Genomic DNA, 25,847 nt, shown 5'->3' on the forward strand with positions numbered 1-25,847 from the left:
CTCAGGACTCGGCGGCGCGGGGCGTTCCGGCGAGCGGCGTCCGCCCGTCGCCCGGGGTGTCGGCGTCGGTGCCCTCCGTCGAGGTCGGCCCCAGTGAGTCGACGCCGGCGTCCGGGGCGGCGTCGGGCGTGGCATCCGCTCGCTTGGACTCACGCGTGCCGTCGAGCCCGACCCCGCGGATGGTGAGCAGCATGAAGAGCGCCATGCTCGAGACGATGGCGATGTCGGCGACGTTGTAGATGGCGGGGATGAGCCACGGGGTCGAGATGAAGTCGATCACGTGGCCCAGGCCGAAGCTCGGCTCGCGGAGCAGCCGGTCGGTGAGGTTGCCGAGCACGCCGCCGAGCAGGAGTCCGAACACGAGCGCCCACGCGATCGAGCGGATGCGACGGGCGAACCAGACGATGAACGTGATCACCCCCGCCGCGAGGATGGTGAAGATCCACGTCATGCCGCTCGCGAGCGAGAACGCCGCGCCCGGATTTCGCACGAGCTGCCACTCCAGCAGCGTGCCGAGCACCGGCACGGTCTCGCCCTCGGTGAGGTTCATGACGACGAGGTACTTGCTCAACTGGTCGAGGCCGTACACCACGAGGGCGGCGGCCACCACGATGAGGAGTGCGGTTGCGGTGCCGACCTTCGCGGCCCGCTCAGCCGCCAAAGCCCTGGAAGGTCGGAGCCGGAGTCTGCTCGATCACCGGCGCCGAGAAGCCCTGGCTGCCCGTGACCTGCACGGGTGCGGCAGTGTCGAGCTCGCGCAGCTGGCCTTCGATGTAGCTCTTCAGCTTCTGCCGGTACTCGCGCTCGAAGACGCGCAGCTCGTCGACCCGCTTCTCGAGCGCGATGCGCTCCTGGTCGAGGACGCCCATCTGCGCACGCTGCTTGGCCTCTGCCTCGGCGACCACGCGCGCGGCCGTCGCGTGCCCCTCGGCGATGAGCGCGTCTCGCTTCTCGACGCCCTCGCGCACGTGCTCCTCGTGAAGGCGGCGTGCGAGTTGGAGCAGGTTCGTGGTCGAGGTCTGCTCGTCGAGCTCTGAATGCTGGGCGGGCGCCTGAGTGGGCACGGCCACCGTGGGCGGCGGCGCGGCCGGCGCGGCGTACACCGCGGCAGGGGCCGGCGCGGCGGGGGCGCCCTTGCGGGCCTCCGCGGCACGGGCCTCGGCAGCGGCGAGCCGCTGACGCAGTTCCTCGTTCTCCTGGTTCAGCCGGCGCAACTCGACGACCACCTCGTCGAGGAAGTCATCGACCTCGTCCTGGTCGTAGCCCTCCCGGAATTTCGTCGCCTGGAAGCGCTTGTTGACCACATCTTCCGGAGTTAGCGCCATGGCTTCCCACCCTCGAATCTGTCGAACTGTTCGATCACGTTCAGCTAAAGGTAGCAAAGACCTTCCGCAGGTCGCAGTGCCGGATGCATCGGCACGCCGCCCTCGAGGAGATCGTCAGCCGCTCGACTGTGCGAGGTCCGCCAACCATGACACCACGGTCATCGCGATGATGACCATGAGCATGGCGAGACTCCACCCGAGGTCGAGTGCGACTTGGCCGATGCGTATCGGCGGCACGAGCCGCCGGAAGAAACGCACGGGGGGGTCCGTGACCGTGTACACGGCCTCCACGGTCACGAGCCATGGACCACGCGGTCGCCACGACCGGTTGAACGTGCGCACGAGATCGAGCACGAAGCGCGCCCACATCACGAAGAAGTAGATGAGCAGCAGCGTGTAGAGGATGTTCCAGACGACGACGAGTGCGCCCACGGCGGCTACGCGTGCGTGAAGAACGACGCGTCGACGTCGCCCTCGGCTTCGCCCGCCTCGCCCGAGACGACCACGTGCGCCGGCGAGAGCAGGAACACCTTGCTCGTCACTCGCTCGATCTTGCCGTAGAGGCCCTGGGAGAGGCCGCTCGCGAAGTCGATGAGCCGTCGTGCGTCGCCGTCGGACATCTGGGAGAGGTTGATGATCACGGGCACGCCCTCGCGGAAGGACTCGGCGATCACCTGGGCGTCACGGTACTGACGCGGGTGCACGGTGAGGATCTCGTTCATCTCCGCCTGGGCTGGGGTCGGTTGGACAGGGTGCCGTCGCAGCGGCGTGACGGCCGCTCCGGTCTTCGGTGCGGGGGCCACGGCGTGCACGATGGGTGCGGCGGGCGCGGGTGCCTGCTCGGGCTCGGGCTCGAACTCCTCGTCCGCGAGTCCGAGGTAGACCATGGTCTTCTTGAGCGGGTTCGACATCGCTGCCTCCGTCTGTGTTCCGTCTCTTCGAGGCTAACCGGCGTCCGGCCGATTCCCGGTGATTGCGGTCCCGATACGCAGGTGTGTCGCGCCCTCCAGGATCGCCTCGCGAAAATCGTGGGACATCCCGATGGACAGATCGGTCGCGTCGGGGGCGATTGCGCGGATGCGCTCGGAGAGGAGCCGCACCCGTGCGAACGCGGGCCGGGCGGGTTCGCCGAGCGGCGCGACGGCCATGAGTCCGCGAAGGCGCAGCCCGGGGGTCTCGAGCACGTGCTCGACGAGGGCCTCGAGTCCATCGGGGGCGACGCCGCCCCGGCCGGGATCGTCGGTGAGGTCGACCTGCGCGAAGCAGTCGACGGATGCCTCGTCCGAGCGGAGCGCGTCGACCAGCGACATTCGGTCGACCGAGTGGATGGCCGACGCGTAGGCGCGAACCTGGCGTGCCTTCTTGGACTGCAGCTGCCCCACGAAGTGCCAGCGCAACCCGAGGTAGGCCAGGGCTTCCGCCTTCACCTTCGCCTCCTGGTGCCGGTTCTCTCCCACATCTCGCACGCCGAGCGACGCGAGCTCCGCGATGAGCGAGACAGGCTGGAACTTCGTCACGACGATGGTCGTGATCTCGGAGAGGCCGCGGCCCGCATCGCGCGCGGCATCCGCGACACTGCCCTGCACGGCCGCGAGCCGGTCGGCGAGGGCGCTCACGGGCGCTCCCGCTCGACCGTCGCGCGTCGGCTCATTTGAGGAAGTCGGGGATGTCGAGGTCGTCGCCGTCGTCGTCGAAGGCCGGGTCGGACACGATCTGGTCGGCGGCGGCCGTCGGCGCCTCGCCCCAGTTCGCGGTCTCGACGAGCTCGTCGATGTCGATCTCCCCGACGACGTCGGCCGTCTCGCCGCCGATCGCCGACGCTCCGACGCTCGCGCCGACGGTCGCGGGCACGAAGCTCGTGCGCCTGGCCTCGGCCGGCTGCGGCTTCGCGTTCGGCTCACCGCCGTCGAAGCCCGCCGCGATCACCGTGACCCGCACCTCGTCGCCGAGCGTGTCGTCGATGACGGCGCCGAAGATGATGTTGGCCTCGGGGTGCACGGCCTCCTGCACGAGCCGGGCGGCGTCGTTGATCTCGAAGATGCCGAGGTTCGAGCCGCCCTGGATCGACAGCAGCACGCCGTGCGCCCCATCGATGGAGGCCTCCAGTAGCGGACTGGCCACGGCGAGCTCGGCCGCCTTGATCGCGCGGTCGGCGCCTCGCGAGGAGCCGATGCCCATGAGGGCGGAGCCGGCGCCCTGCATGACCGACTTGACGTCGGCGAAGTCGAGGTTGATGAGGCCGGGCGTCGTGATGAGGTCGGTGATGCCCTGCACACCGGCGAGGAGCACCTGGTCGGCCGTCGCGAACGCCTCGAGCATCGAGATGCCGCGGTCGCTGATCTCGAGCAGGCGGTCGTTCGGCACGACGATGAGGGTGTCGACCTCCTCCTTCAGCCGCGCAACGCCCTGCTCGGCCTGGGTCTGGCGGCGCTTGCCCTCGAAGCCGAAGGGCTTCGTCACGACGCCGATGGTGAGTGCGCCGATGGACTTGGCGATGCGGGCGACCACGGGGGCGCCGCCGGTTCCGGTGCCGCCGCCCTCGCCGGCCGTGACGAAGACCATGTCGGCGCCGGCCAGGGCCTCCTCGACCTCCTCGGCATGATCCTCGGCGGCGCGTCGGCCCACCTCGGGATCGGCTCCGGCGCCGAGGCCGCGCGTGAGATCCCGCCCCACGTCGAGCTTGACGTCGGCGTCGCTCATGAGCAGCGCCTGCGCGTCGGTGTTGATGGCGATGAACTCGACTCCGCGAAGGCCGAGCTCGATCATGCGGTTGACGGCGTTGACACCGCCGCCGCCGATGCCGACGACCTTGATGACGGCGAGGTAGTTCTGGTTTGTCGACATGACCGGCCTTCCGTGCGAGCTCTGAACCTTGAACCTCTAGTCGAAGGTTAAAGTTTTGCTGAGTATGCAATTCCTCTTCCGAAGGTAGGTGCCGCCCGGGCCGTGACCGTCAAGGTCGGCCCGCGTGTCGCGATCCGCCGGTCGTTTCCGCTCCGCCGGAGTGTCCGCTCCGCGGGCGGATCACCTCGTGACGGCGCTCGTCGGCGCCGACACATCGTAGGTCGCGACCGCGTCGGGCGGCGCAGCGCGCATGAGCTGGGCGAGGACCGCCGCCTTCTGCGCCGAGTCCTCGGCACTCCCCCAGACCACGCTCGCGCCGCCTGCGAGCTCGAGCCGTACGTCGTCGGCGGTGGCCGCCGTCGCCCGGGTCAGTTGCGCGCGCACCTCGGCTGGAAGGCTGCGCACGACCGCGGCGACCGCACGGAACCCCTCGTCGGCCACCCCGCCGTCGACCTCGATGAGCGGCTGCCCCTCTGGGCGCTCGGCGGGGCGGTCGATGACCACCCCGGCCGCATCGACGAGCTCGAGGCCGGAGCCCGTTTCGACGACCCCGACGGGGGTGCGCTCGACGATGCGCACCACGAGCGTGCCGGGCGGGATCGTCTCGGTCGCATACGTCTCGATGAGCGGGAACTCGGAGAGCACGGCGAGCACCTCGCCCGAGTCGATGAGCGGCAACGGCGTGCCCATGACGTCGGCGAACGCCGCCTGCAGCTCGGCGGCGGGCACGCGCTGCGAACCCTCGATGCGCACCTCGCGCAACGCCATGAGCGGCGAGTAGGCGCCGATCGCGACCACGGCGACGAGCGCGGCGATCGACCCCATCACGACCGCCCAGGCGACGCGCCGGCGACGTGTGCGCCTGGTGAAGCGTCGTACCTCCTGCCGCTCGTAGCGCCGCCGTTCCCGCGCCGCCGCCGCGAGCGCCCGCTTCGCGGCGCGCGCGTCGCGAGGCAGGCCGTCGCGCTCTGGTTCGACCGACGTCGCGATCACCGGGATCGGCTCGGTCGCCACGCGGTCGGCCATCGCCACGATCGACGGCGATGGTTTCGCCGAGGTGCGCGGCGACGACCGCACGGTCGCCTCGGAGGCATCCGGCACGTCGGACCCCGCCCGTGACGCCCTCGGCGTCGGACGGTCGAAGCCCTGGGGCCGCTTCACGCCCGGCGCATCCTCATCCGCGCTCCCGCTCGAGCGAGCCGATCAGCTGCGGCACGATCCGGTAGACGTCGCCGCAGCCGAGCGTCACGACGAAGTCGCCGTCGCGCGCGATGCGGGCGGTGTGGTCGGCGGCCTGCTGCCAGTCGGAGATGAACGCGACGTGCGAGGGATCGGCGAAGCGCTCGCTCACGAGCGCGCCCGTGACGCCCGGCTCGGGATCCTCGCGCGCGCCGTACACGTCGAGCACCACGGTCTCGTCGGCGTATCGCTCGAGCACCTCGGCGAATTCCTTCGCGAACAGCCGGGTGCGGCTGTACAGGTGCGGCTGGTGCACGGCGATGATGCGGCCGTCGCCCACGACCGTGCGCGCCGCTGCCAGTGCCGCCGCCACCTCGGTCGGGTGGTGCGCGTAGTCGTCGTACACGCTGACGCCGCCGACCGTGCCGTGCAGCTCGAAGCGACGGCCCGTGCCGGCGAACCGGGCGATCCCGTCCAGGGAAGCCGCAGGATCGAACCCGAGTCCCACGAGCACCGTGAACGCGCCGGCCGCGTTGATGGCGTTGTGCCGGCCGGGGATCCGGAGCGTCGCCCGGTACTCGGCGCCCTCGAAGTCGATCGCGAACGAGACGGGACCGTCGGTCTCGATGTCGTGCACCCGCACCGTGGCATCCGCCGCCTCGCCGAACGTCATGACGCGCTGGTGCGACAGTCGGGCCGCGACCCGCTTCGCCCCGGAGTCGTCGGAGGAGATCGCGACGAACTCGCGCGCCCGGTCGGCGAAGTCGACGAACGCCTGCTCGAACGCCTCGAGCGAGCCGTAGTGGTCGAGGTGGTCGGGATCGACGTTCGTGACGAGCGCGACCGACGTGTCGTACAGCAGGAACGAGCCGTCGGACTCGTCGGCCTCGACGACGAAGAGCTCGCCACGTCCGGATGCCGCGCTGGTACCGAGCTCCTCGATGACGCCGCCGTTCACGAAGCTCGGGTCGGCGCCGAGGGCGAGCAGGCCCGTGATGATCATGCCCGTCGACGTGGTCTTGCCGTGGGCGCCCGCGATCGACACGAGCCGACGCCCCGCGATGAGCGCCGCGAGGGCCTGCGAACGGTGCAGCACCGGGAGCCCGCGCTCGAGGGCGAGCCGGTACTCGGGGTTGTCCTGCCAGAGCGCGCCCGTGACCACGACCGTGTCGACGTCGTCGCGGAGGTTCGCGGCGTCGTGCCCGATCGCGATCTCGGCTCCGAGCGCGCGCAGCGCGGCGATGTTGTCGGAGTCCCGCACGTCGGAGCCCGTGACCCGGTGCCCGTCGCCCAGGAACAGGCGGGCGATGCCGCTCATGCCCGAGCCGCCGATGCCGACGAAGTGCACGTTGCCGAGCTCGGCGGGGATCTCGGCGTTCGGGTCGGGCTTGATGGTCACGGTGCGGCGGCTTCTTCCTCGGGTGCGGTCGGGGCTCGGGATCGCGGATGTCGCGGCATCCACTCACTCCACGTTACGCGGTGTGCGCGTCGTCGCCGGCACCCCCGCCGAGTGCCGCGTCGATGAGCGCGATCATGCGGTCGGTGCCGTCGCGTCGACCCACGGATGCCGCGGCCGCGGCCATGCCCTCGACGCGGGCCTGGTCGCCGAGCAGCGGCAGCAGCTCGCCCTCGACCCACGACGGCACGAAGTCGGCATCGTCGAGGAGGATGCCGCCGCCCGCACGCACGACGTCGGCGGCATTGAAGCGCTGCTCGCCGTTGCCGACGGGGTACGGCACGTAGACGGCGGGGATGCCGAGGGCTGCGAGCTCGCTCACGGTTGCGGCACCGGCACGCGACACGGCCACGTCGGCGACCGCGAGCGCAAGGTCCATGCGGTCGGCGTACGCGATCATGCGGTAGTCGTCGATGCCCGGGTCGGCGACGTCGGCGTTGCCGCCCGCGACGTGCAGCACCTGCCACCCGGCGCCCGTGACGGCCGCGGCGCCCTCGACCATGGTGCGGTTGATGCGCCGGGCGCCGAGCGAGCCGCCCGTGACGAGGAGCACGCGGCGCGACGGGTCGAGGTCGAAGAACGCCACGGCCTCGTCGCGCAGGGCCGCCCGGTCGAGCGTCTCGATCTCACGCCGGAGCGGCATGCCCACGTACACGGCGTGCGGCAGGTTCGTGCCGCTGAAGGCGACGCCGACCCGGGCCGCCCAGCGGGCCCCGAGCCGGTTGGCGAGCCCGGGCTTCGCGTTCGCCTCGTGGATCACGACCGGCACACGCGTACGTCGCGCCGCCAGGTACGCCGGCGTGGAGACGTATCCGCCGAATCCGACGACCACATCGACGCGGCGGTCGCGGACGATCCGGGCGACATCGTCGACCGACCGGCGGAACCGAACGGGGAAGGCCAGTGCGGCTCGGTTCGGGCGCCGCGGGAACGGCACCTTGGCGATCGTGAGCAACTCGTAGCCTCGGGCCGGCACCAGCCGTGACTCCAGGCCCTCGGCGGTACCGAGCACGAGCACCTCGCACGAGGGGTCGCGCTCGCGGAGCCGGTCGGCGACGGCGAGCAGCGGGTTGACGTGGCCGGCGGTGCCTCCGCCGGCCAGCAGGTACGTCGTCATCGAGCGGTCCGCCCCGACGCCCGTGCCGCGGCACGGGCCTCCGCGCGTGCGGCCGTGCGCGTCGCGGCCTCCGGATCGCGCGCGACCGACAGCACGACGCCGATCGCGAGCAGGGTGGTGAGCAGGGCCGTGCCACCCGCGGAGACGAGGGGCAGCGGCACGCCGAGGACGGGGAAGACTCCGAGCACGACACCGATATTGACACACGCCTGGCCGACGACCCACACGAGCACGGTCGCCGTGACGGTCTTCGCGAACGGCGTGCGCGCCGCGCGCAGGACGCGCGCGAACGCCACTGCGAGCACCACGAAGAGCCCGATGACGACCACGGCGCCGATGAGCCCGAGTTCCTCGCCGATGATCGCGAAGATGAAGTCGTTGTCGGCGGCGGGCAGCCACGACCACTTCGCCGTGGAGTTGCCGAGTCCGACCCCGAAGATGCCGCCGTTCGCGAGCGCGAACCGGCCGTGCTGGATCTGCCAGCAGTCCGCCTCGTCGATCGTCGTGCAGTTCTCCTGCAGGAACGCGGTGATCCGGCGCTTCCGGCTGTCGCTCGACGCCGCGGCGATCACGAACACCGCGAGGCCGAGGAGCACCGGCGGCAGCAGCAGCCGGATGCGCACGCCGATGAGGAACAACGCGCCCATGAGCATGGCTCCCATGATCATGACGGTGCCGAGGTCGCCGCCGAGGAGGACGAGGCCGATCGCGCCACCGCCCACCAGGAGGATGGGCAGGATGCCGTGCGTGAAGTCGCCCAGCTTCTCCTGCTTCTTCGTGACGATGAGCCCCAGCCAGATCACGAGCGCGACCTTGATGAGCTCGGACGGCTGGAACTGCACCCCGCCGATCGCGAGCCAATTCGTGTTGCCGCCGATCGTCACGCCGAGGTCGGTCGCCACCACGAGCACCTGCAGCGAGCACGAGACGATCAGCATCGGCCACGCCACCGCCATCCACGCGCGCTCGGGCATGCGGCTCGAGATGAGCATGATCGGGATGCCGAACAACGCGTACAGCCCCTGCCGGGTCGCCTGCACGAAGAAGCCGCCGTCCTCGAGGTTCGATTCGACCGACGACGAGGAGAGCACCATGACGAGGCCGAACACGACGAGGAAGAGCGTCGTGCCGAGCAGCAGGAAGTAGTCCTTCGACTCGACGCGGAAGACGCGCCCGAGCCGGATGCGGGCGGCGGAGACGCCCGCCGCCTCACCCTTCGGTGGTCGGGCCGTGCGGGGCGGAGTCGGCATCCGCCTCACCTCCCAGCCTCGCCCTGACCGCCTCGTGGAATCGCCGGCCGCGGTCGGCGTAGTCGGCGAACTGGTCCATCGACGCCGCCGCTGGCGCGAGGAGCACCGTGTCCCCCGGCTCGGCCACGGCTGCGGCCAGCTCGACCGCCTCGGGCATCACGGTTTCAGTGTCATCCGTCACGACCTCGAACAGCGGCAGCTCGGGCGCGTGTCGCCGGAACGCCGCCGCGAGGGCGGTGCGGTCGACCCCGATCACGATCGCGGCGCGCAGCCGACCCGCGTGCGCGGCGACGAGCGCGTCGGCGTCGACCCCCTTGAGCATCCCGCCGACGATCCACACGACGCGGCCGAAGGCGCGCAGCGATGCCTCGGCCGCGTGCGGGTTGGTGGCCTTGGAATCGTCGATCCAGCGGATGCCTCCGGTCTCGGCCACGGTCTCGATGCGGTGCGCGTCAAGACGGAAGGCGCCGAGCGCGTCGTGGATGACGCCGACTGGCACGCCGTACGACCGGGCCAGCGCCGAAGCCGCGAGGATGTTCGCGACGACGTGCGGCGCCGCGAGGCCGTGCGGTTCGAGCTCGGCGACCGTGATGATCTCGAGCGCGGCAGTGTGCCGCTCGTCGAGGAAGGCGCGGTCGCACAGGATGCCCTCGACGACGCCGAAGTCGCTCGGGCCCGGCACGTCGAGGCCGAAGCCGATCGCCCGCGCACCCTCCTCGACGTCGGCCTCCTCGACCATGTGCATGGTCGCCTCGTCGGCGCGGTTGTACACGCAGGCGATCTTCGTGTTCTCGTAGACCGTCGCCTTCGCGGTGCGGTACGCCTCGGGCGAGCCGTGCCAGTCGAGGTGGTCGTCGGCGAGGTTGAGGCACACGCTCGCCCACGGGTGCAGCGCGCCGGGTCCGGTCTTCGGCAGGTGGTGCAGCTGGTAGCTCGACAGCTCCACCACGAGCACGTCGAACCCGCCGGGATCGCGCACGGCATCGAGCACGGGCAGGCCGATGTTGCCGCACGGCGCCGCGCGCAGTCCGTTGGCGGCGAGGAACGTCGCGGCCAGCTGCACGGTCGTGGTCTTGCCGTTCGTGCCGGTGACGAGGATCCACTCCGCGGCGTTCACCTTGTCGCGAACGCGCCAGGCGAGCTCGATGTCGCCCCATACGGCGACGCCGACGGCGCCGGCCCACTCGAGCACGGGGTGGTCGGGGTGGAACCCGGGCGACGCCACGACGATCTCGGGGGCGAACGACACGAGCTCGGCGGGTACGTCGTCGAGCGGATGCCGCAGCAGCTTCGCCCCGATGACCTCGAGGATCCGCGCCCGGTCGTCGTCCACCGACGGGGCGACCACCAGCACGTCGGCGCCGAGTTCGGTCAGCGTGTCGGCGACCGCGAAGCCCGTGACGCCGAGGCCGAGCACCGCGACCCGCAGCCCGCGCCAGTCGGCGCTCCAGCTGGTGAGCGCGTCGAGCCGGGCGCGCCTCGCCGCGGCATCCGCCTCGGTCACCGCTGCAGCCACTCGAAGTAGAAGCTGCCGACGGCCGCCGCGACGACGAGGCCGCCGATGATCCAGAAGCGCACGACGATCGTGACTTCGGCCCAGCCCTTCAGCTCGAAGTGATGGTGGATGGGACTCATCAGGAAGATGCGTTTGCCGCGGGTGAGCTTGAAGTAGGCGCGTTGCACGATGACCGAGCCCGTCTCGATGACGAAGAGACCGCCGGTGAGGATGAGCAGGAGCTCCGTGTGGCTGACGATCGCCAGGGCGGCCAGGGCGCCGCCGAGGGCGAGGGAGCCTGTGTCGCCCATGTAGATGTGCGCGGGGTTCGTGTTCCACCAGAGGAAGCCGACGAGGCCGCCGACGATGGCCGTCGCCACGATCGCGAGGTCGAGCGGATCGCGCACCTCGTAGCAGCGGTATGCGTCGCTCGGGTTGAGGTTCTCGCTCGAGCAGGACTGGTTGAACTGCCAGAAGCCGATGAAGACGAACGACCCGATCGCGAGTATCGAGGCGCCGCCGGCGAGTCCGTCGAGCCCGTCGGTGACGTTCACGCCGTTGGAGGTCGCGACGGTGATGAGGCCGATCCAGATGACGTACAGGACGATGCCGACCACCGTGCCGAACACGATGAAGTCGAGCGGCAGGTCGCGGATGAACGAGATGCTCGTGCTCGCGGGCGTCACGCTCTGCTCGTTGGGGAATTGCAGCGCGAGCAGGGCGAACGCCGTGGCCACGACGACCTGGCCCAGGACCTTCGCCCAGCCGCCGAGGCCGAGACTCTGCCGCTTGCGGGTCTTCACGAAATCGTCGATGAAGCCGACGGCGCCGAGGCCGACCATCATGAAGAGCACGAGCAGGCCCGACGCGGTCGGCGGTTCGTTGCTCAGCACCAGCGTGGCGACGAAGTAGCCGAACAGGGTCCCGAGGATGAAGACGATGCCGCCCATGGTGGGCGTGCCGCGTTTGACGTGGTGGCTCTTCGGACCATCGTCGCGGATGAACTGGCCCCAGCCGATCCTGCGGAACAGGCGGATGAAGAGTGGGGTCAGGAAAAGCGTGAAGGCGAGCGACAACGCCCCGGCGGTCAGCAGTGCTCTCACGCGAACCATTCTCCCAGTCGGTGACCGGGCAGGCCGATCATCAGTGCTGCCCCGCCGCTCATGCGAACCATTCTCCCAGTCGGTCGCCGAGGTGGCGGAGACCCGCCGAGTTCGACGATTTCACGAGCACCGTATCACCGGGGCGCGCAGTGGCGACGACGAGGTCGAACGCCTCGTCGGCGGTCTCGACGAAGGCGGACTCGCCGTCCCATGAGCCCTCGTTGACGGCCGAGATGTGCAGGCGGCGCGCGCCCGAACCGACGACCACGAGCTGCGAGATGCCGAGACGCACGGCGAGCAGCCCGATGCGGTCGTGCTCCTCCCCCGAGAACTCGCCCAGCTCGCTCATCTCGCCGAGCACCGCGATGGTCCGCGTGCCCGGCGCCTGCACCTGGGCGAGCGTCTTGAGGGCGGCCGACATCGAGTCCGGGCTCGCGTTGTAGGCGTCGTTGATCACCGTGATCCCGTCGCGGCCGCCCATGACCTGCATGCGCCACCGCTCGGCGAGCGTCAATGACTCGAGGGCCCCGACGATGGCGGGCAACGGCACGCCGAGCTCGACGGATGCCGCGATCGCAGCGAGTGCGTTCATGACGTGGTGCTCGCCAAGCACGCCGAAGTGCACGCGGGCCGACTCGCCGCCCGGGATCGTCACCGTGAAGTCGGTGCCGCGGGCGTGCACGGCGAGGTGGGTGGCCCGCACCTCGGCGACACCGGCGAGCCCGAACCACACCACGCGTGCCTTCGTGAGGCCGGCCATGGACACCACGCGCGGGTCGTCGGCGTTGAGCACCGCGACATCCGTCTCGAGGAGGTCGGTGACCATCTCGCTCTTGGCGCGCACGGTCTGCTCGATGCCGCCGAACTCGCCGGCGTGGGCGAGCCCGACCTTGAGCACGATGCCCACGTCTGGTCGGGCCATGCGCACGAGCCGCGCGATCTCGCCGACGGCGGATGCCCCCATCTCGGCCACGAGGAACTGCGTGTCGTGGCTGAGCTCGAGCATCGTGATGGGCGCGCCGACCTCGTTGTTGAACGACTTTCGGGCCGCGACCGTCGGGCCGACGCGCTCGAGCACCGCGCGCAGGAGGTTCTTCGTCGTGGTCTTGCCGTTGGAGCCCGTGACCCCGACGATGCGCAGGCGCCCGCGCGCGCGCACTCGTCCGACCACCTCCGTCGCGAGCGCGCCGAGCGCGTCGACGGTGTCGCCGACGACGACCTGCGGCACCGCGAGGTCGACCGGACGCTCCACGACCAGGAGCGCTGCTCCCTGCTCGGCCGCCGCGGGTGCGAAGCGGTGCCCGTCGTCGAACTCGCCGCGCTTGGCGAAGAAGACGTCGCCGGGGCCGATCTCGCGGGAGTCGGTCGTGACGGCGCCCTCGATGACGGTCTCGGGCGCGGCATCCGTGCCGTCGAGGCGCAGCGCGCCGCCGACCGCCGAGGCGATCTCGGCGAGGGTGAGCGCGATCATGCGGGCCAGCCCGCCTCGCGCAGGGCCTGCCTGGCATCGTCTCGGGCCGAGTAGGGGATCTTCACGCCCTTCACCTCGTGGTACTCCTCGTGTCCGGGGCCGGCGTACAGGATGGCGTCGCCCTCGCCCGCCAGCGCGAGCGCCGTGCGGAACGCCTCGCGCGGGTCGGCGACCTCGTGGATCTCGCGGTCGGGAACGGCGGCCTTCGCGCCGGCGATGAGCGCCGCGCGGATCGCCGCAGGGTCCTCGAATCGCGGGTGGAAGTCGGTGATCACGACGACGTCGGCACCGCGGGCGGCGATGGCGCCCATCTCGGCGCGCTTCGTCGTGTCACGGTCGCCGTCGGCGCCGAACAGCATGATGAGCCTGCCGGTCGTGAACCGCCGGATGGCGCCGAGCGTCTGCAGGAACGCGTCGGGGCTGTGCCCGTAGTCGATGTAGACGAGCGGACCCTTCTCGCCCGAGATGCGCTCGGCTCGACCGGGGATGTACGCGTCGATGCCGCCGTCGCGCTCGAGCACCTGCGCGATGCGATCGAGATCGTAGCCCGCCTCGACGAGCATCACGATCGCGAGCGCGGCATTTGCGGCCATGTACCAGCCGAGCAGGGGCACGCGGGAGTCGAGCCGCCGCCCCTCCGGTCCCTCGAGCACGAACGTGGTGCGGGTCGCCGATTCCTCGCCGACGGTGAGTCGCCAGTCGGCCTCGACGTCGGGGCGCGTCGTCAGCGTGGTCACGGGAATGCGCGATTCGGCGACGAGCCGACGGCCCCACTCGGAGTCGACGGTGACGACGCCGCGCCGGGAGCGCTCGGGCTGGTACAGCTCGCGCTTGGCCTCGAAGTACTCGTCCATCGATGCATAGTCGTCGAGGTGGTCGTGCGTCAGGTTCGTGAAGCCCACGACGTCGAACACGAGGCCGTCGACGCGGTGCCGCGAGAGCGCCTGCGCCGAGACCTCGACGCCGACCGCGCGCACGTCGACCTCGCGCATGCGGGCGAGGAGCGCGTGCAGTTCGCTCGCCTCCGGCGTGGTGAGCGAGCTCGTGACGGCCTCGTCGCCGATGCGCCGCTCGGCGGTCGAGGTGAGCCCGGCGACCACCCCGAGCTGGCGCAGGATGCCGTAGAGCAGGTACACGACGCTCGTCTTGCCGTTCGTGCCGGTCACGCCGAACAGCGTCGCGGGGTTCTCGGCCGTGCGGTGGATCCATGCGGCCACGTCGCCGAGCGCGGCGCGCGCGTCGGGCGTCACGAGGATAGGCAGCCCGGCGGCGGCGGCGAGCTCGGCGCCGGCGCGGTCGGTGAGGATGGCCACGGCTCCCGCGTCGCGCGCCGCGGCGGCGTACCGTGCGCCGTGCGCGTTGCGGCCCGGAACGCCCACGTACAGATCGCCGGGACGCACCGATCCCGACGACAGCACGACGCCGGTGACCTCCAGCGCACCAATGTCGCCGCGCACCTCGAACTCGAACGTCGCGGCGAGGGCGGGCAAGGGGCGTGGGTTCGGATGCTGCGGCCGGAGGGCCGTGGAAGGCGATCCGGTCACGAACCCAACTTTCTCACCAGGTGGCTGGCAGCTCGGGCGCGGGGGCGCCGGACGGAAGTGTCCGATACTTCTTCAGCACCTGGCTCATCACCTGTTGGAAGACGGGAGCGGATGCGGCGGACGAGTTCATCTTAACGGGATTCATGATGCTCACCGAAACGACGAACCGCGGATCGTCCGCCGGGGCGAACCCCGAGACCGACACGAGGTAGCCGGTGAGGTAGCCTCCGTTGCCGTCGGGGACCTGCGCGGTTCCGGTCTTGGCCGCGACACGGTAGCCCGGGATGTTCCATTCGTCGGCGAGCCAGCCGTCGAGGTAGACGCGCTCGAGCATCTGGCTGGTCTGGTCGGCCGCCGTCTCGGAGATCACGCGCGTGCCCTCCGTCTCGGGCGCGTCGAGCTCGCCGTCCTCGCCGACGCAGCCGTCGACGAGCCGCACCGGCATGCGCACGCCGCCGTTGGCGATGGTCTGGTACGCGCTCGCGATCTGCACCGCGGTCGTGGTGAGCCCCTGCCCGAACATCGTCGCGTACTTCGTCTGGTTGTCCCACGCGTCGGGGCCGCCGTGCAGGTCGCCTGGCTCCTCCGCCGCGAAGCCGACCTCGGTCTCCTGGCCGAGCCCGAAGGCCCGCATGTACTCGTAGCGATCCTCGTCGGTGAGCCGTTCGCCGAACATCGACATGCCCGTGTTCGACGAGTCGACGAGCACGCCGGTGAGGGTGTATCGGGTCTCCTCGTGCAGGAAGCTGTCGTTGATGTTCGCCCCGTTCGGCGGCAGGTACCGGTACCCTGCGACGACCTGGCTGAGCGGGTCGGCCTTGCCGGCGTCGATGACGGATGCCGCGGTCAGCGCCTTGAACGTCGAGCCCGGCTCGAACGGCGCCGTGAACGCCCGCGAGCCGCGGTCGCCCTCCGCGATCGCCGTGGGGGCATTGGGATCGATGGTGGGCACGTCGGCGACCGCGAGCAGCCGGCCGGTCTTCGCCTCCATCACCGTGACCGTGGCCCAGTCGGCGCCGACGGCCTGGACCTGCGCCTCGGCGATGCGCTGCACCATCCACTGCAGGTCGGAGTCGATCGTGAGCTGCAGCGTGCCGCCGGTGCGAGCCTCGGAGTGCACGACCTTGGTGCCCGGGATCTCGACCCAGTCCGAGAGGCTGTGCTGGTAGGAGTACACGCCGTCCTCGCCGGCCAGGCACGCGTCCTCGGAGTACTCGACGCCCGCGAGCGGATCGCCGTCGACGCCGACGAAGCCGATGAGGTTGCCGGCGACCGCCCCGTTCGGATACGCACGGCTGGGATGCTCGTACGGCACGACCCACGGGATGCCGAGCGCCTTGACGCTTTCATACGTCGCCGTGTCGACGAGCTTCGCCACGTACTCGAAGTCGTCCTCGGGGTCCTCGGCGAGCGCCGCGTCGATGATGCCCAGCACCTGGTCGCCCGTGAGGCCGACCATCTCGCCCAGCTCCGCGGCGAGCTGCGCGAGCGGCACCTCGACGGACGTCGTCTCCGAGGGGTCGGCGGGGTCGGGCTCGTCGCGCTCGACCGGTCCGGCGTACTTCGGCGACAGCGCGATGTCGAAGCGCATGACGCTGTCGGCGAGCACGATGCCGGCCGCGTCGACGATGTCACCACGCGCGCCGTACTCCGTGACGGTCTGGGACCGGCGGCCCTGCGCCTCCTCGCTGAGTTCGGCGGCGCGCACCACCTGGATGTCGACCAGCCGCACGACGAAGACGCCCACGAAGGCGATGAGGACGACGGCCGCGAGGAGGATCCGTCGGCCCGGGTGCCGGGTGATGCGGTCCATCTCGTCCTCTCCGGTCGGTCGGTCAGTGCGTGGCGGGCGTCGGCAGTCCTTCGCTCACGGGCGGCGGTGCGACGACCTGCGTCCCGGCGCCGCCCGCCGGAGCCTCGCCGCCCGCTCCCCCGCTCGGAGTCTGCCCCGCCTGCGGCGCCGTCACGGGCGGCACGCCGTCGATCAGGGCATTCGGCACGAGCGGAGCGGATGCCGCGGCGCCCGCGCTCGCGGCGGTCGGCTCGCCCAGCACCGCCCCGTCCGACAGCCGCAGGTACACCGGATCGGTGTTCGGCACCATGCCGAGCGCCTCCGCGTTCATGGCGAGGTACTGGGGCGATTCGAGGCGGTCGAGCTCCTCGGCCAGCTTCTGCTCCTCGCGCGCGAGCTCGGCCCGCTGCAGCTGCAGACGGTCGATGTCGTACGCGCCCTGCGCAACGGCGATCGAGAGCAGCAGCTGGGCGACGACGATGATCGCCACCGCGCCGACCGCGATGATCGCATAGGCCAGGCGCGGCCTGCTGAGCCCGGTGCGCGGCTCGGGGGCGGGACGGAGACGGCGCTGCGGCGCAGGCGCTGGTCGGCGCCGGGGCGCGGGAACGGACTGGGCCGGCAGTGCGGTCATGACGGCCTCCTCACTCGCACGGCGGCGCGCAGTCGCACCGGCTTGGCACGCGGGTTCTCCGCCTGCTCGGCGTCGCTCGCGAGTTCGGCGCCCCGCACGAGGAGGCGGAACTGCGGGCGGTGTTCGGGCAGCTCCATGGGGAGCCCGGCCGGCGCGGTAGAGCTCGCGGCGGCCTGCAGTGCGCGCTTGACGATGCGGTCCTCGAGGGACTGGTAGGCGAGCACGACGATGCGACCCTCGACGGCGACGAGGTCGAGGGCGGCCGGGATGGCTCGTTCGAGCACCGCGAGCTCCTCGTTCACCTCGATGCGCAGCGCCTGGAAGACGCGCTTGGCCGGATGTCCCTGCCGCTGAACGGCGACGGGGGTGGCCTTCGTGATGATGTCGACGAGCTGACCCGATCGTGTGATCGGGGCATCCGCCCGCGCCTGCACGATCGCCCGTGCGTAGCGGGGCGCGAGCTTCTCCTCGCCGAACTCGAAGAACAGGCGACGAAGCTCCTCCTCGCTCGACTCCGCGATGACGTCGGCGGCGGTGCGGCCGCGTGTCGAGTCCATGCGCATGTCGAGCGGGGCATCCTTCGAGTAGGCGAAGCCGCGCTCCGCGCGGTCGAGCTGCAGCGACGAGACGCCGAGGTCGAAGAGCACGCCCCGCACTTCGTCGTACCCCTCGGACCGCACGGCTTCGGCGATGCCGTCGTACACGGTGTGGACGAGCCGGGCGCGGTCGCCGAAGGGGGCGAGGCGCTCCCGCGCGATCGCGAGGGCGTCGGTGTCTCGGTCGAGGCCGACGACGGTGAGCTTCGGGAAGCGCTCGAGGAACGCGCGGCTGTGGCCGCCCATGCCGAGGGTTGCATCGACGAGCACCGCCCCTTCGGCCTCGAGGGCCGGAGCGAGCAGCTCGATCGTGCGCTCGAGCATGACTGGGGTGTGAATGCGTTCGATGTCCATGATTCCTTCGACTCCCGTTCCCGGGTTCCGATCCCCATCCGTTCGTCCTGGTGCGGGGAAGTGCATCAGGCGCGCACGGCTGGGAGTCGCAACCCGGGGCTAGAAGAGCCCGGGGACCACCTCCTCCGCCGTCTCCGCGAAGGCCGCCTCCTGCTCGGCGAGGTATGTCTGCCACGCCGACGCATCCCAGATCTCCACCCGGCTGCCGGCTCCGATGACCGCGAGGTCACGGTCGAGCCCCGCGTAGCCGCGGAGCGTGGCGGGGATGGTGACCCGATGCTGCTTGTCGGGGGTCTCCGCGGATGCCCCCGAGAGGAACACGCGCATGTAATCGCGTGCCTGCTTGCTCGTGACCGGGGCCTGGCGGATCTTGTCGCTCATGCTCTCGAACTCCCGCACGCTGAACACGTAGATGCAGCGCTCCTGCCCGCGCGTGAGCACGAGCCCGTTCGACAGCTCCTCCCGGAACTTCGCCGGAAGAATGACGCGGCCCTTCTCGTCGAGCTTGGGCTCGTAGGTCCCGAGGAACATCGCACCACCCCCTTTCCTCCGGCCAGGATCCAGGTGACCCCACTTTACTCCACTCTCATCCACTCACCAACGACAATCGCTCGTTTTCCCCGTTCTGGGGGTGTGAGTTCCCTGTGAACACGGGGAAGACGCAGAGTGGAGGGAGGTGGAGGAATCTGCGGTGAAACCGGCGCAGCGGACCGCCGACAACAGCTCCACGGACGACGGATGCCCCCGTCCTCGCCGCCTGGCGGCGCACGATCAGCGCGCGACGGCCCTTCGGACACGCGAAAACGGGCCGATCCGAAGATCGACCCGTCGAGGTGGTGGGAAGTGGAGGACTAGTCGCGGCCCTCCTGGCGACGATCCCATCGCTCGTTCAGTCGGTCCATGAAGCTCCCGCTCGACCGACGCGCCCCGGGCAACGTCGTTGGGTCGGTGGGGGCGGCAGCGAGTCCGCCGCGCTTGGAGGGGGTGATGGCGACGAGGACCCCCACGAACATGAGGGCGAAGCCGATGACACCGACGATGAGGAGCTGGAGGGCCACCCCCGCGATCAGGGCGCCGACACCGGCGACCGCGAGCAGCACGCCGAGCACGATGGCTCGGTAGTTGGGACGACGACCGCGGACTCCACCGACCGCATGGACGAAGTCGGCGTCATTGCGGTAGAGGTTCCGCTCCATCTCCTCGAGAAGACGTTGCTCCTGCTCTGAAAGCGGCATCTCATTCCCCTCAGGCTCGGGACCGACGCATCCGAGTCCATTCTAGCCCTGCCCCGCCTCGCTAGGCTAGGCGGGTGGCTCACGGTTCCCGGCTCGTCGATCTGGTGCATGCGCGCCTCGAGGAATTCCTCGCCGAACGCACATCCATTCTCCGCTCGATCAGCCCCGACCTGGACCCATTGACATCCTTCTCAGGGCGGTTTCTCAGCGGCGGCAAGCGATTCCGCGCGCTGTTCTGCTATTGGGGCTGGGAAGCGGTGGGCGCGCGCGGGTTCGATCCGTTCGAGACCGGCGGGCGGGATCTCTTCCCCGTGGTCTCGGCCGCATCCGCCCTGGAGGTCTTCCATGCCGCCGCGCTCGTGCACGACGACATCATCGACAACTCCGACACCCGCCGGGGTGCGCCCGCCGCGCACCGGCTGTTCGAGGCGCTGCATGCCGACTCCGGATGGGCCGGCAGCGGCTCGGACTTCGGCCGGGCCTCGGCGATCCTGCTCGGCGACCTCCTCCTCGGCTGGAGCGACGAGCTGCTCGACGAGGGCCTCGGCGCGCTCTCCGACCAGCAGGCCGCGCGCACGGCGCGCGCGGAGTTCATCCGCATGCGCACCGAGGTGACCGCGGGCCAGTACCTCGACATCCTCGAGGAACGCGCCTGGCTCACGCAGCCCGGGTCCGAGCAGCGCACGCGCGCCGAGCGCGTCATCGTCTACAAGGCGGCGAAGTACTCGGTCGAGGCGCCACTCACCATCGGCGGCGCGATCGCCGGTGCCTCCGTCGTACAGCTCTCGGCGCTGCGGGACTTCGGCCTGCCCCTCGGCATCGCCTACCAGCTGCGCGACGACCTCCTCGGCGTCTACGGCGACCCCGACGTGACCGGCAAGCCGAGTGGCGACGACCTGCGCGAGGGCAAGCGCACGATGCTCGTGGCCATCGCTCGGGAGCGGCTCGCGCCGGGGCAGCGGCGGCTCCTCGACGAGCTCCTCGGCGACCCCGACCTCGGCGCGGACCAGGTGCGGATGCTCCAGCGCACCCTCAGCGAGTGCGGCGCCGTCGACGAGGTCGAGCGGATCATCGCCGACAACGTCGCTCGCGCGACCGCCGTGCTCGCCGATGCCCCGCTCGGCCGCGAGGCGCGCTCGGAGCTCGGGTCGCTCGCGAGGTCCGTCAGCCGGCGCACCAGCTGACCGGCCGGCCGGCGTGAACGACTACGCGAGCGCCTGGGCGACCCGGCGCACCTCGGACTTTCGGCCTGCGCGGAGCGCGGCGATGGGCGTGGTGCCGAGGCTGTCCTCCTCGGCGAGCATCCACTCCAGCGACTCGGCGTCGCTGAAGCCCGCGTCGGCGAGCACCATGGCCGTGCCGTGCAGCTCGGGCAACGGGGCGGCATCGCGAAGGAAGAGCGCCGGCACCTTCAGCATGCCGTCGACGCGCGTCGCGAGCAGGTGTCGATCATCGATGAGGCGGCGGACGCGGCTCGGCGTCAGCCCGAGCAGCTCGACGAGGTCGGGAACGGTCAGCCAGTCGGTCTGGTCGGCGTCGGTCACGACTCCAAGCCTGCCAGACGCGCGCCCGGGTCGGGAAGGGCACGCCGGAGCCGTCACCCGGTCCGGGAGGGAGTCGGCGGACTCGCGGCCGAGGTCGTTGACTCGGCAGGCCCCCCATGCGACGGTGACCGCAACGTCGAAGTACCAGGTCGGCGTGAGGGGGCACCATGGCGGACGAGTCAGAGACGACCGGCGTCGACGGGGATCGGCGCACGGATGCCGCGTGGGCACGGCCTCCGCGGACCCGCCGCATCCGTGCGGTGCTCGGCGTGCCGCTCGCCATCGTGAGCGCCGTCGCCGTCACCCTGGGCATCGTGCAACCCGCCGAGGCGGCACCGCAGACCGTGAAGCGAATACCGAAGTCGAAGGCGAACCACGCCGGCGCCGGGCGCACTGCGCGCACCGTGGCCGCATCCATCCCGCCGGCCGAGTACGTCGTGGTCGACGGCGACACCATGAGCAGCATCGCCGAGCAGTTCGGGCTCGCGACGGCGGAGGTGCTCGCGTTCAACGGCCTGAGCTGGTCGAGCCTCATCTTTGCCGGGCAGCGCCTGGCGCTGCCCGGCGGAGCGGCCGCGGCGCAGGCTCCCCGGGCCGCACCCGAGATCCGGAAGCACGTGGTGGTCGACGGCGACACCGTGAGCGGCATCGCGGCCGCCTACGGACTCGACGTCGGCAGCGTCCTCAGCGCCAACGGTCTCGGCCCATCGAGCCTCATCTTTCCCGGCGAGTCCATCGTGCTGCCGCTGACGGATTCGACCGTGCCCGTGCCCGACGCGCCGGGCGGGCCGTCGTCGCCCGATGCTGCATCCGCCCCCGCACCGGCCGAGACGCACGTCGTCGCCCCCGGCGAAACGCTGTACGACATCGCGAGCGCGCACGGCCTGAAGGTCGCCGACCTCGACCGGGCCAACGGCCTCGCGGGGTCGACCATCATCGTCCCCGGCCGGGTGCTCGTCGTCCGCAGGCCCGAGCCCGTCGCGATCGTGGCCTCGGTCAACGTGCCGCTCACCGGGGAGATGCGCGACCACGCGCGCATCATCATCGAGATGGGACGCGCGCTCGGCGTGCACGACCAGGGCATCGTCGTCGCGCTGGCGGCCGCGGCTCAGGAGTCCGGGCTCCGCAACCTGCACCACGGCCACCGGGACTCGCTCGGCCTCTTCCAGCAGCGTCCGAGCCAGGGATGGGGCACGGTCGAGGAGGTGCTCGACCCCGTGCGCGCGACGGCCGCGTTCTACGGCGGCGCGGCCAATCCCAATCCCGGCCGCACGGAGGGGCTGCTCGACATCGCAGGCTGGGAGACGATGACCGTCACGCAGGCCGCGCAGGCGGTGCAGCTCTCGGACTTCCCCGACCACTACGCGAAGTGGGAGGCATCGGCACGCGCCTGGTTGTCCGAGCTGGGCTGAGCGGGCTCCGCGACGGAGGCATCCGTCGATCACGAAGCCGTTGCGATTCGGCGACTGACCGGCGTCGAGACACCGCGCGGCATGCGGCTCTTCGTACACTCGTACGGTGACCACCGCGCCGCCCGCCGACCCGATGATCGGCCGTCTCGTCGACGGCCGGTATCAGGTGCGTTCGCGGATCGCCCGCGGCGGCATGGCCACCGTGTACCTCGCGACCGACCTGCGCCTCGAGCGCCGGGTCGCGATCAAGATCATGCACGGGCACCTCGCCGACGACAACACGTTCAAGACGCGGTTCGTGCAGGAGGCGCGCTCGGCCGCGCGGCTCGCGCACCCGAACGTCGTGAACGTCTTCGACCAGGGCCAGGACTCCGACATGGCGTACCTGGTGATGGAGTACCTGCCCGGCATCACGCTGCGCGAGCTCCTGAAGGACTACACGAAGCTCACGCCCGAGCAGACCGTCGACATCATGGACGCGGTGCTCGCCGGCCTCGCCGCGGCGCACCAGGCCGGCATCGTGCATCGCGACCTCAAGCCCGAGAACGTGCTGCTCGCAGACGACGGTCGCATCAAGCTCGGCGACTTCGGCCTCGCGCGCGCCGCGAGCGCGAACACGGCGACGGGGCAGGCGCTGCTCGGCACCATCGCCTACCTCTCCCCCGAGCTGGTGACCCGGGGCGTGGCGGATGCGCGCAGCGACATCTACGCGGTCGGCATCATGCTGTACGAGATGCTGACCGGCGAGCAGCCGTACGTGGGCGAGGCGCCCATGCAGATCGCGTACCAGCACGCGAACGACACCGTGCCGACGCCGAGCAGCAAGAACCCCGCGGTGCCGGCCGAGCTCGACGAGCTCGTGCTCTGGGCGACGGCACGCGACCCCGAGGAGCGGCCGCGCGACGCCCGCGAGATGCTCGAGCGCCTCCGCGAGGTCGAGCCGTCGATCCGCATGCCCCGCCGCCCGGCCCATTCCACGCAGGCGACCACGATCATGGCCGACGCCCTGCCGGCGGGCCCCGCCACCGCGGAGACCATGGTGCTCGGCGCCGGCGCGCCCATCGCCGTCGCCGTGGCCGAGGCATCCGACGACGAGGACGTCGACGCACTCGCGACGAGCGCCGAGCGACGGAGGCGACGCGGCTACTGGATCTTCGCGCTCGTGCTCCTGCTCACCGGTCTCGCCGCCGGGACCGGCTGGTACTTCGGTGCCGGCCCGGGAGCACTGGCGACCGTGCCCGACGTGTCGACGCTCCTGCCCGACAACGCCCGAAAGGTGCTCGAGGACGAGGGCTTCCGGGTGGCCTCCGCGGAACGCAACGACCCGGTCGTCCCGCAGGGCCAGGTCTCGGGCACCGATCCTGAGGGCGGCGCGCAGGCACGGCGCGGGTCGACCGTGACCATGTTCGTCTCGCTCGGGCCGCGTATCCTCGCCATGCCCGACGTCATCGGCCTTCCCGAGGCGGAGGCGAGGGATGCGCTCGGCGAGTTCAGGGTCGCGGAGCAGAACTTGCAGCAGTTCTCCGCGGAGTTCGCCGCCGGCGCGGTGATCGCCGTGCTCGGCGCCGACGGCAACCCCGTCGGTGGGGAGGTCGCCGAGCTCGCCGACCTCACGCTCGTCATCAGCGTCGGCCCCCTCCCCGACGTCACGGGGCTTCCCGTCGGCGAGGCCGAGGCGGCGTTGGCCGGCGCGAACCTCGCCGTCGGCTACGCCGACCCCGAGTTCAGCGACGAAGTGCCCGTCGACCATGTCATCTCCGCAGCGCCTGCGAACGACCCGATGCGCCCCGGCGACACCGTGGTGCTCACCGTGTCGAAGGGCCCGGACCTCGTCGAGGTGCCCAACGTCATCACCGGTCAGACCGTCGCGCAGGCACGCGAGCAGCTCGAGGCGCTCGACTTCATCGTGACGAGCAACGTCCCCGGATTCCTCGAGGGCGCCGTCGTGGCATCCGTGCAGAGCCCGGCGGCCGGCGAGCTCGAGAAGCGCGGCTCCGAGATCACCGTCAACTTCGGCGGCTGAGCCGCCGGGCCACCGGCCCGCGGGACATCCTCGCCGGATGCCCCGCGGGCCGGGTCAACGCGCGGTGAGCTCCTCGGCCACGAGGAACGCGAGCTCGAGTGACTGCATGTGGTTCAGGCGCGGGTCGCACAGCGACTCGTACCGCGTCTCGAGCGTGATCTCGTCGATGTGCTCCGAGCCGCCGAGGCACTCGGTGACGTCATCGCCGGTGAGCTCGACGTGGATGCCGCCCGGGTACGTGCCGGCCGCGCGGTGCGCCTCGAAGAAGCCCTTCACCTCGTCGACCACGTCGTCGAAGCGTCGCGTCTTGTAGCCGCTGGGCGTCGTGATGCCGTTCCCGTGCATCGGGTCGGTGACCCACAGCGGGTTGGCGTCGCTGCGCTTGACGGCCTCGAGCAGTGGGGGCAGCGCGTCGCGGATCCGGCCCGAGCCCATGCGCGTGATGAACGTGAGGCGACCGGGCTCGCGTTCGGGGTCGAGCTTGTCGACGAGCTCGAGCATGGCCTCGGGGGTCGTGGTCGGCCCGAGCTTCACGCCGATGGGGTTGCGCACGCGCGAGAGGAAGTCGACGTGCGCGCCGTCGAGGTCGCGCGTGCGCTCACCGATCCAGATGAAGTGCGCCGACGTGTCGTACGGCGTGCCCGTGCGCGAGTCGATGCGGGTCATCGGCCGCTCGTAGTCCATGAGCAGGCCCTCGTGGCCCGTGTAGAACTCGGTGTGCCGGAGCGCCTCGAAGTCGGCGCCGCATGCGTCCATGAACTTGATGGCACGGTCGATCTCGCGGGCCAGCGACTCGTAGCGGGCGTTCGCCGGGTTCGCCGCGAAGCCCTGGTTCCACGAGTGCACCTGGCGCAGGTCGGCGAACCCGCCCTGCGTGAACGCACGGATGAGGTTCAGCGTCGACGCGGCCATGTGGTAGCCGCGCACGAGGCGCGACGGGTCGGCCGCGCGCGACTCGGGCGTGAAGTCGTAGCCGTTCACGATGTCGCCGCGGTAGGCGGGCAGCGTGACGCCGCCGCGCGTCTCGGTGCCGCTGGAGCGGGGCTTCGCGAACTGCCCGGCCATGCGGCCCATCTTCACCACGGGCATCGAGGCGCCGTAGGTGAGCACGACCGCCATCTGCAGCACCGTCTTCACGCGGTTGCGGATCTGGTCGGCCGTCGCACCCGCGAAGGTCTCGGCGCAGTCGCCGCCCTGCAGCAGGAACGCCTTGCCGCGCGACGCGGCGGCGAGCCGTTGACGCAGCATGTCGACCTCGCCCGCGAAGACGAGCGGCGGCAGCGTCGCGAGTTCGGCGGATGCCGCGTGCGCCGCCTCGGGGTCGAGCCACGTGGGCTGCTGCTTGATCGGCAGCGTGCGCCAATAGTCGAGGCCGTCGATCACGGAGGGATCTGCGAAGACGACGGGCTCGACGAGCTGTACCACGGGACTGTCCTGAAGGGTGAGGCGCGAGGCGCCATGAACGGGAAACGG

General features: G+C 71.1%; 24 protein-coding genes. 3 read left to right on the forward strand and 21 right to left on the reverse strand.

Going from position 1 to position 25,847, the window contains the following annotated elements; genetic code table 11:
• Position 1: 1 nt before the first annotated feature.
• The 19 genes from lspA to IEX31_RS01900 all read right to left on the reverse strand — a co-directional run bounded on the left by lspA (position 2) and on the right by IEX31_RS01900 (position 19,395).
• The gene (gene lspA / locus IEX31_RS01810; RefSeq protein WP_229662024.1) at positions 2 to 661 is read right to left on the reverse strand and encodes a signal peptidase II; all 660 of its coding nucleotides are present in this window, start codon (positions 659 to 661) and stop codon (positions 2 to 4) included.
• Positions 651 to 1,325: a DivIVA domain-containing protein gene (locus IEX31_RS01815; RefSeq protein WP_188741709.1), complete on the reverse strand. Its 675-nt coding sequence runs from the start codon at positions 1,323 to 1,325 to the stop codon at positions 651 to 653. The genes lspA and IEX31_RS01815 overlap by 11 nt, the downstream gene beginning before the upstream one ends.
• Positions 1,326 to 1,439: 114 nt before the next feature.
• Positions 1,440 to 1,757, reverse strand: coding sequence for a YggT family protein (locus tag IEX31_RS01820; RefSeq protein ID WP_188741710.1), 318 nt, complete (start codon positions 1,755 to 1,757; stop codon positions 1,440 to 1,442).
• Between the two features lie 5 nt (positions 1,758 to 1,762).
• On the reverse strand, positions 1,763 to 2,236 hold the full coding sequence (locus IEX31_RS01825) for a cell division protein SepF (protein WP_188741711.1): 474 nt from the start codon (positions 2,234 to 2,236) through the stop codon (positions 1,763 to 1,765).
• Positions 2,237 to 2,269: 33 nt separating this feature from the next.
• A complete protein-coding gene (locus tag IEX31_RS01830; protein ID WP_229662025.1) occupies positions 2,270 to 2,941 on the reverse strand; it encodes a YggS family pyridoxal phosphate-dependent enzyme in 672 nt (223 codons plus the stop codon).
• Positions 2,942 to 2,972: 31 nt separating this feature from the next.
• Positions 2,973 to 4,169 carry a cell division protein FtsZ gene (ftsZ, locus tag IEX31_RS01835; RefSeq protein ID WP_188741712.1) on the reverse strand — a complete coding sequence of 399 codons (1,197 nt, stop codon included), beginning with the start codon at positions 4,167 to 4,169 and terminating at the stop codon, positions 2,973 to 2,975.
• A gap of 180 nt (positions 4,170 to 4,349) precedes the next feature.
• Complete coding sequence (locus IEX31_RS01840; RefSeq protein WP_188741713.1) at positions 4,350 to 5,330, reverse strand: cell division protein FtsQ/DivIB; 981 nt, start codon at positions 5,328 to 5,330, stop codon at positions 4,350 to 4,352.
• Positions 5,331 to 5,343: 13 nt separating this feature from the next.
• Positions 5,344 to 6,747 (reverse strand): UDP-N-acetylmuramate--L-alanine ligase, encoded by a 1,404-nt coding sequence (gene murC, locus IEX31_RS01845; protein WP_188741714.1) that lies wholly within the window; start codon positions 6,745 to 6,747, stop codon positions 5,344 to 5,346.
• 73 nt (positions 6,748 to 6,820) lie between these two features.
• Positions 6,821 to 7,921, reverse strand: coding sequence for an undecaprenyldiphospho-muramoylpentapeptide beta-N-acetylglucosaminyltransferase (murG, locus tag IEX31_RS01850; protein ID WP_188741715.1), 1,101 nt, complete (start codon positions 7,919 to 7,921; stop codon positions 6,821 to 6,823).
• Complete coding sequence (ftsW, locus tag IEX31_RS01855; protein ID WP_188741716.1) at positions 7,918 to 9,171, reverse strand: putative lipid II flippase FtsW; 1,254 nt, start codon at positions 9,169 to 9,171, stop codon at positions 7,918 to 7,920. Before ftsW ends, murG begins: the two co-directional genes overlap by 4 nt.
• Positions 9,131 to 10,687: a UDP-N-acetylmuramoyl-L-alanine--D-glutamate ligase gene (gene murD / locus IEX31_RS01860; protein WP_229662026.1), complete on the reverse strand. Its 1,557-nt coding sequence runs from the start codon at positions 10,685 to 10,687 to the stop codon at positions 9,131 to 9,133. The genes ftsW and murD overlap by 41 nt, the downstream gene beginning before the upstream one ends.
• Entirely contained in the window at positions 10,672 to 11,769 is a 1,098-nt protein-coding gene (gene mraY / locus IEX31_RS01865) for a phospho-N-acetylmuramoyl-pentapeptide-transferase (RefSeq protein ID WP_188741717.1), read from the reverse strand. The genes murD and mraY overlap by 16 nt, the downstream gene beginning before the upstream one ends.
• A gap of 58 nt (positions 11,770 to 11,827) precedes the next feature.
• Positions 11,828 to 13,240, reverse strand: a complete 1,413-nt coding sequence (locus tag IEX31_RS01870) for a UDP-N-acetylmuramoyl-tripeptide--D-alanyl-D-alanine ligase (protein WP_188741718.1) — start codon at positions 13,238 to 13,240, stop codon at positions 11,828 to 11,830.
• Positions 13,237 to 14,784 (reverse strand): Mur ligase family protein, encoded by a 1,548-nt coding sequence (locus tag IEX31_RS01875; protein WP_188741719.1) that lies wholly within the window; start codon positions 14,782 to 14,784, stop codon positions 13,237 to 13,239. Before IEX31_RS01875 ends, IEX31_RS01870 begins: the two co-directional genes overlap by 4 nt.
• Positions 14,785 to 14,797: 13 nt before the next feature.
• On the reverse strand, positions 14,798 to 16,597 hold the full coding sequence (locus IEX31_RS01880; RefSeq protein ID WP_188741720.1) for a peptidoglycan D,D-transpeptidase FtsI family protein: 1,800 nt from the start codon (positions 16,595 to 16,597) through the stop codon (positions 14,798 to 14,800).
• 22 nt (positions 16,598 to 16,619) lie between these two features.
• Entirely contained in the window at positions 16,620 to 17,210 is a 591-nt protein-coding gene (ftsL, locus tag IEX31_RS01885; RefSeq protein ID WP_188741721.1) for a cell division protein FtsL, read from the reverse strand.
• A complete protein-coding gene (rsmH, locus tag IEX31_RS01890) occupies positions 17,207 to 18,160 on the reverse strand; it encodes a 16S rRNA (cytosine(1402)-N(4))-methyltransferase RsmH (RefSeq protein ID WP_188741722.1) in 954 nt (317 codons plus the stop codon). Before rsmH ends, ftsL begins: the two co-directional genes overlap by 4 nt.
• A gap of 99 nt (positions 18,161 to 18,259) precedes the next feature.
• Complete coding sequence (gene mraZ / locus IEX31_RS01895) at positions 18,260 to 18,691, reverse strand: division/cell wall cluster transcriptional repressor MraZ (protein ID WP_188741723.1); 432 nt, start codon at positions 18,689 to 18,691, stop codon at positions 18,260 to 18,262.
• A gap of 320 nt (positions 18,692 to 19,011) precedes the next feature.
• Positions 19,012 to 19,395, reverse strand: a complete 384-nt coding sequence (locus IEX31_RS01900) for an SCO2097 family morphological protein (protein ID WP_188741724.1) — start codon at positions 19,393 to 19,395, stop codon at positions 19,012 to 19,014.
• Positions 19,396 to 19,469: 74 nt separating this feature from the next.
• On the opposite strand from IEX31_RS01900, the gene IEX31_RS01905 reads away from it, so the two are divergent.
• Positions 19,470 to 20,579, forward strand: a complete 1,110-nt coding sequence (locus IEX31_RS01905; protein ID WP_188741725.1) for a polyprenyl synthetase family protein — start codon at positions 19,470 to 19,472, stop codon at positions 20,577 to 20,579.
• Positions 20,580 to 20,600: 21 nt separating this feature from the next.
• Here IEX31_RS01905 and IEX31_RS01910 read toward each other — a convergent pair whose 3' ends face one another.
• Positions 20,601 to 20,939 carry an Rv2175c family DNA-binding protein gene (locus IEX31_RS01910; protein WP_188741726.1) on the reverse strand — a complete coding sequence of 113 codons (339 nt, stop codon included), beginning with the start codon at positions 20,937 to 20,939 and terminating at the stop codon, positions 20,601 to 20,603.
• A 167-nt stretch (positions 20,940 to 21,106) separates the two neighbouring features.
• On the opposite strand from IEX31_RS01910, the gene IEX31_RS01915 reads away from it, so the two are divergent.
• Both IEX31_RS01915 and pknB read left to right on the forward strand, forming a co-directional pair.
• Entirely contained in the window at positions 21,107 to 22,351 is a 1,245-nt protein-coding gene (locus IEX31_RS01915; protein ID WP_188741727.1) for a muramidase family protein, read from the forward strand.
• Between the two features lie 133 nt (positions 22,352 to 22,484).
• On the forward strand, positions 22,485 to 24,374 hold the full coding sequence (gene pknB / locus IEX31_RS01920) for a Stk1 family PASTA domain-containing Ser/Thr kinase (protein ID WP_188741820.1): 1,890 nt from the start codon (positions 22,485 to 22,487) through the stop codon (positions 24,372 to 24,374).
• A gap of 54 nt (positions 24,375 to 24,428) precedes the next feature.
• Here pknB and IEX31_RS01925 read toward each other — a convergent pair whose 3' ends face one another.
• Positions 24,429 to 25,799 (reverse strand): class II 3-deoxy-7-phosphoheptulonate synthase, encoded by a 1,371-nt coding sequence (locus IEX31_RS01925; protein WP_373285485.1) that lies wholly within the window; start codon positions 25,797 to 25,799, stop codon positions 24,429 to 24,431.
• Positions 25,800 to 25,847: the final 48 nt, after the last annotated feature.

The organism is Agromyces bauzanensis, from assembly GCF_014645655.1.
Classification (GTDB): Bacteria; Actinomycetota; Actinomycetes; order Actinomycetales; family Microbacteriaceae; genus Agromyces; species Agromyces bauzanensis.

Bases quoted from the DNA above. Each gene is read 5' to 3' on its own strand.
- IEX31_RS01815 (WP_188741709.1), bottom strand. From the start codon at position 1,325: ATGGCGCTAACTCCGGAAGATGTGGTCAACAAGCGCTTCCAGGCGACG.
- IEX31_RS01825 (WP_188741711.1), bottom strand. From the start codon at position 2,236: ATGTCGAACCCGCTCAAGAAGACCATGGTCTACCTCGGACTCGCGGAC.
- ftsZ (WP_188741712.1), bottom strand. From the start codon at position 4,169: ATGTCGACAAACCAGAACTACCTCGCCGTCATCAAGGTCGTCGGCATC.
- murG (WP_188741715.1), bottom strand. From the start codon at position 7,921: ATGACGACGTACCTGCTGGCCGGCGGAGGCACCGCCGGCCACGTCAAC.
- ftsW (WP_188741716.1), bottom strand. From the start codon at position 9,171: ATGCCGACTCCGCCCCGCACGGCCCGACCACCGAAGGGTGAGGCGGCG.
- IEX31_RS01870 (WP_188741718.1), bottom strand. From the start codon at position 13,240: ATGATCGCGCTCACCCTCGCCGAGATCGCCTCGGCGGTCGGCGGCGCG.
- IEX31_RS01880 (WP_188741720.1), bottom strand. From the start codon at position 16,597: ATGGACCGCATCACCCGGCACCCGGGCCGACGGATCCTCCTCGCGGCC.
- ftsL (WP_188741721.1), bottom strand. From the start codon at position 17,210: ATGACCGCACTGCCGGCCCAGTCCGTTCCCGCGCCCCGGCGCCGACCA.
- rsmH (WP_188741722.1), bottom strand. From the start codon at position 18,160: ATGGACATCGAACGCATTCACACCCCAGTCATGCTCGAGCGCACGATC.
- mraZ (WP_188741723.1), bottom strand. From the start codon at position 18,691: ATGTTCCTCGGGACCTACGAGCCCAAGCTCGACGAGAAGGGCCGCGTC.
- IEX31_RS01900 (WP_188741724.1), bottom strand. From the start codon at position 19,395: ATGCCGCTTTCAGAGCAGGAGCAACGTCTTCTCGAGGAGATGGAGCGG.
- IEX31_RS01915 (WP_188741727.1), top strand. From the start codon at position 21,107: ATGGCGGACGAGTCAGAGACGACCGGCGTCGACGGGGATCGGCGCACG.
- pknB (WP_188741820.1), top strand. From the start codon at position 22,485: ATGATCGGCCGTCTCGTCGACGGCCGGTATCAGGTGCGTTCGCGGATC.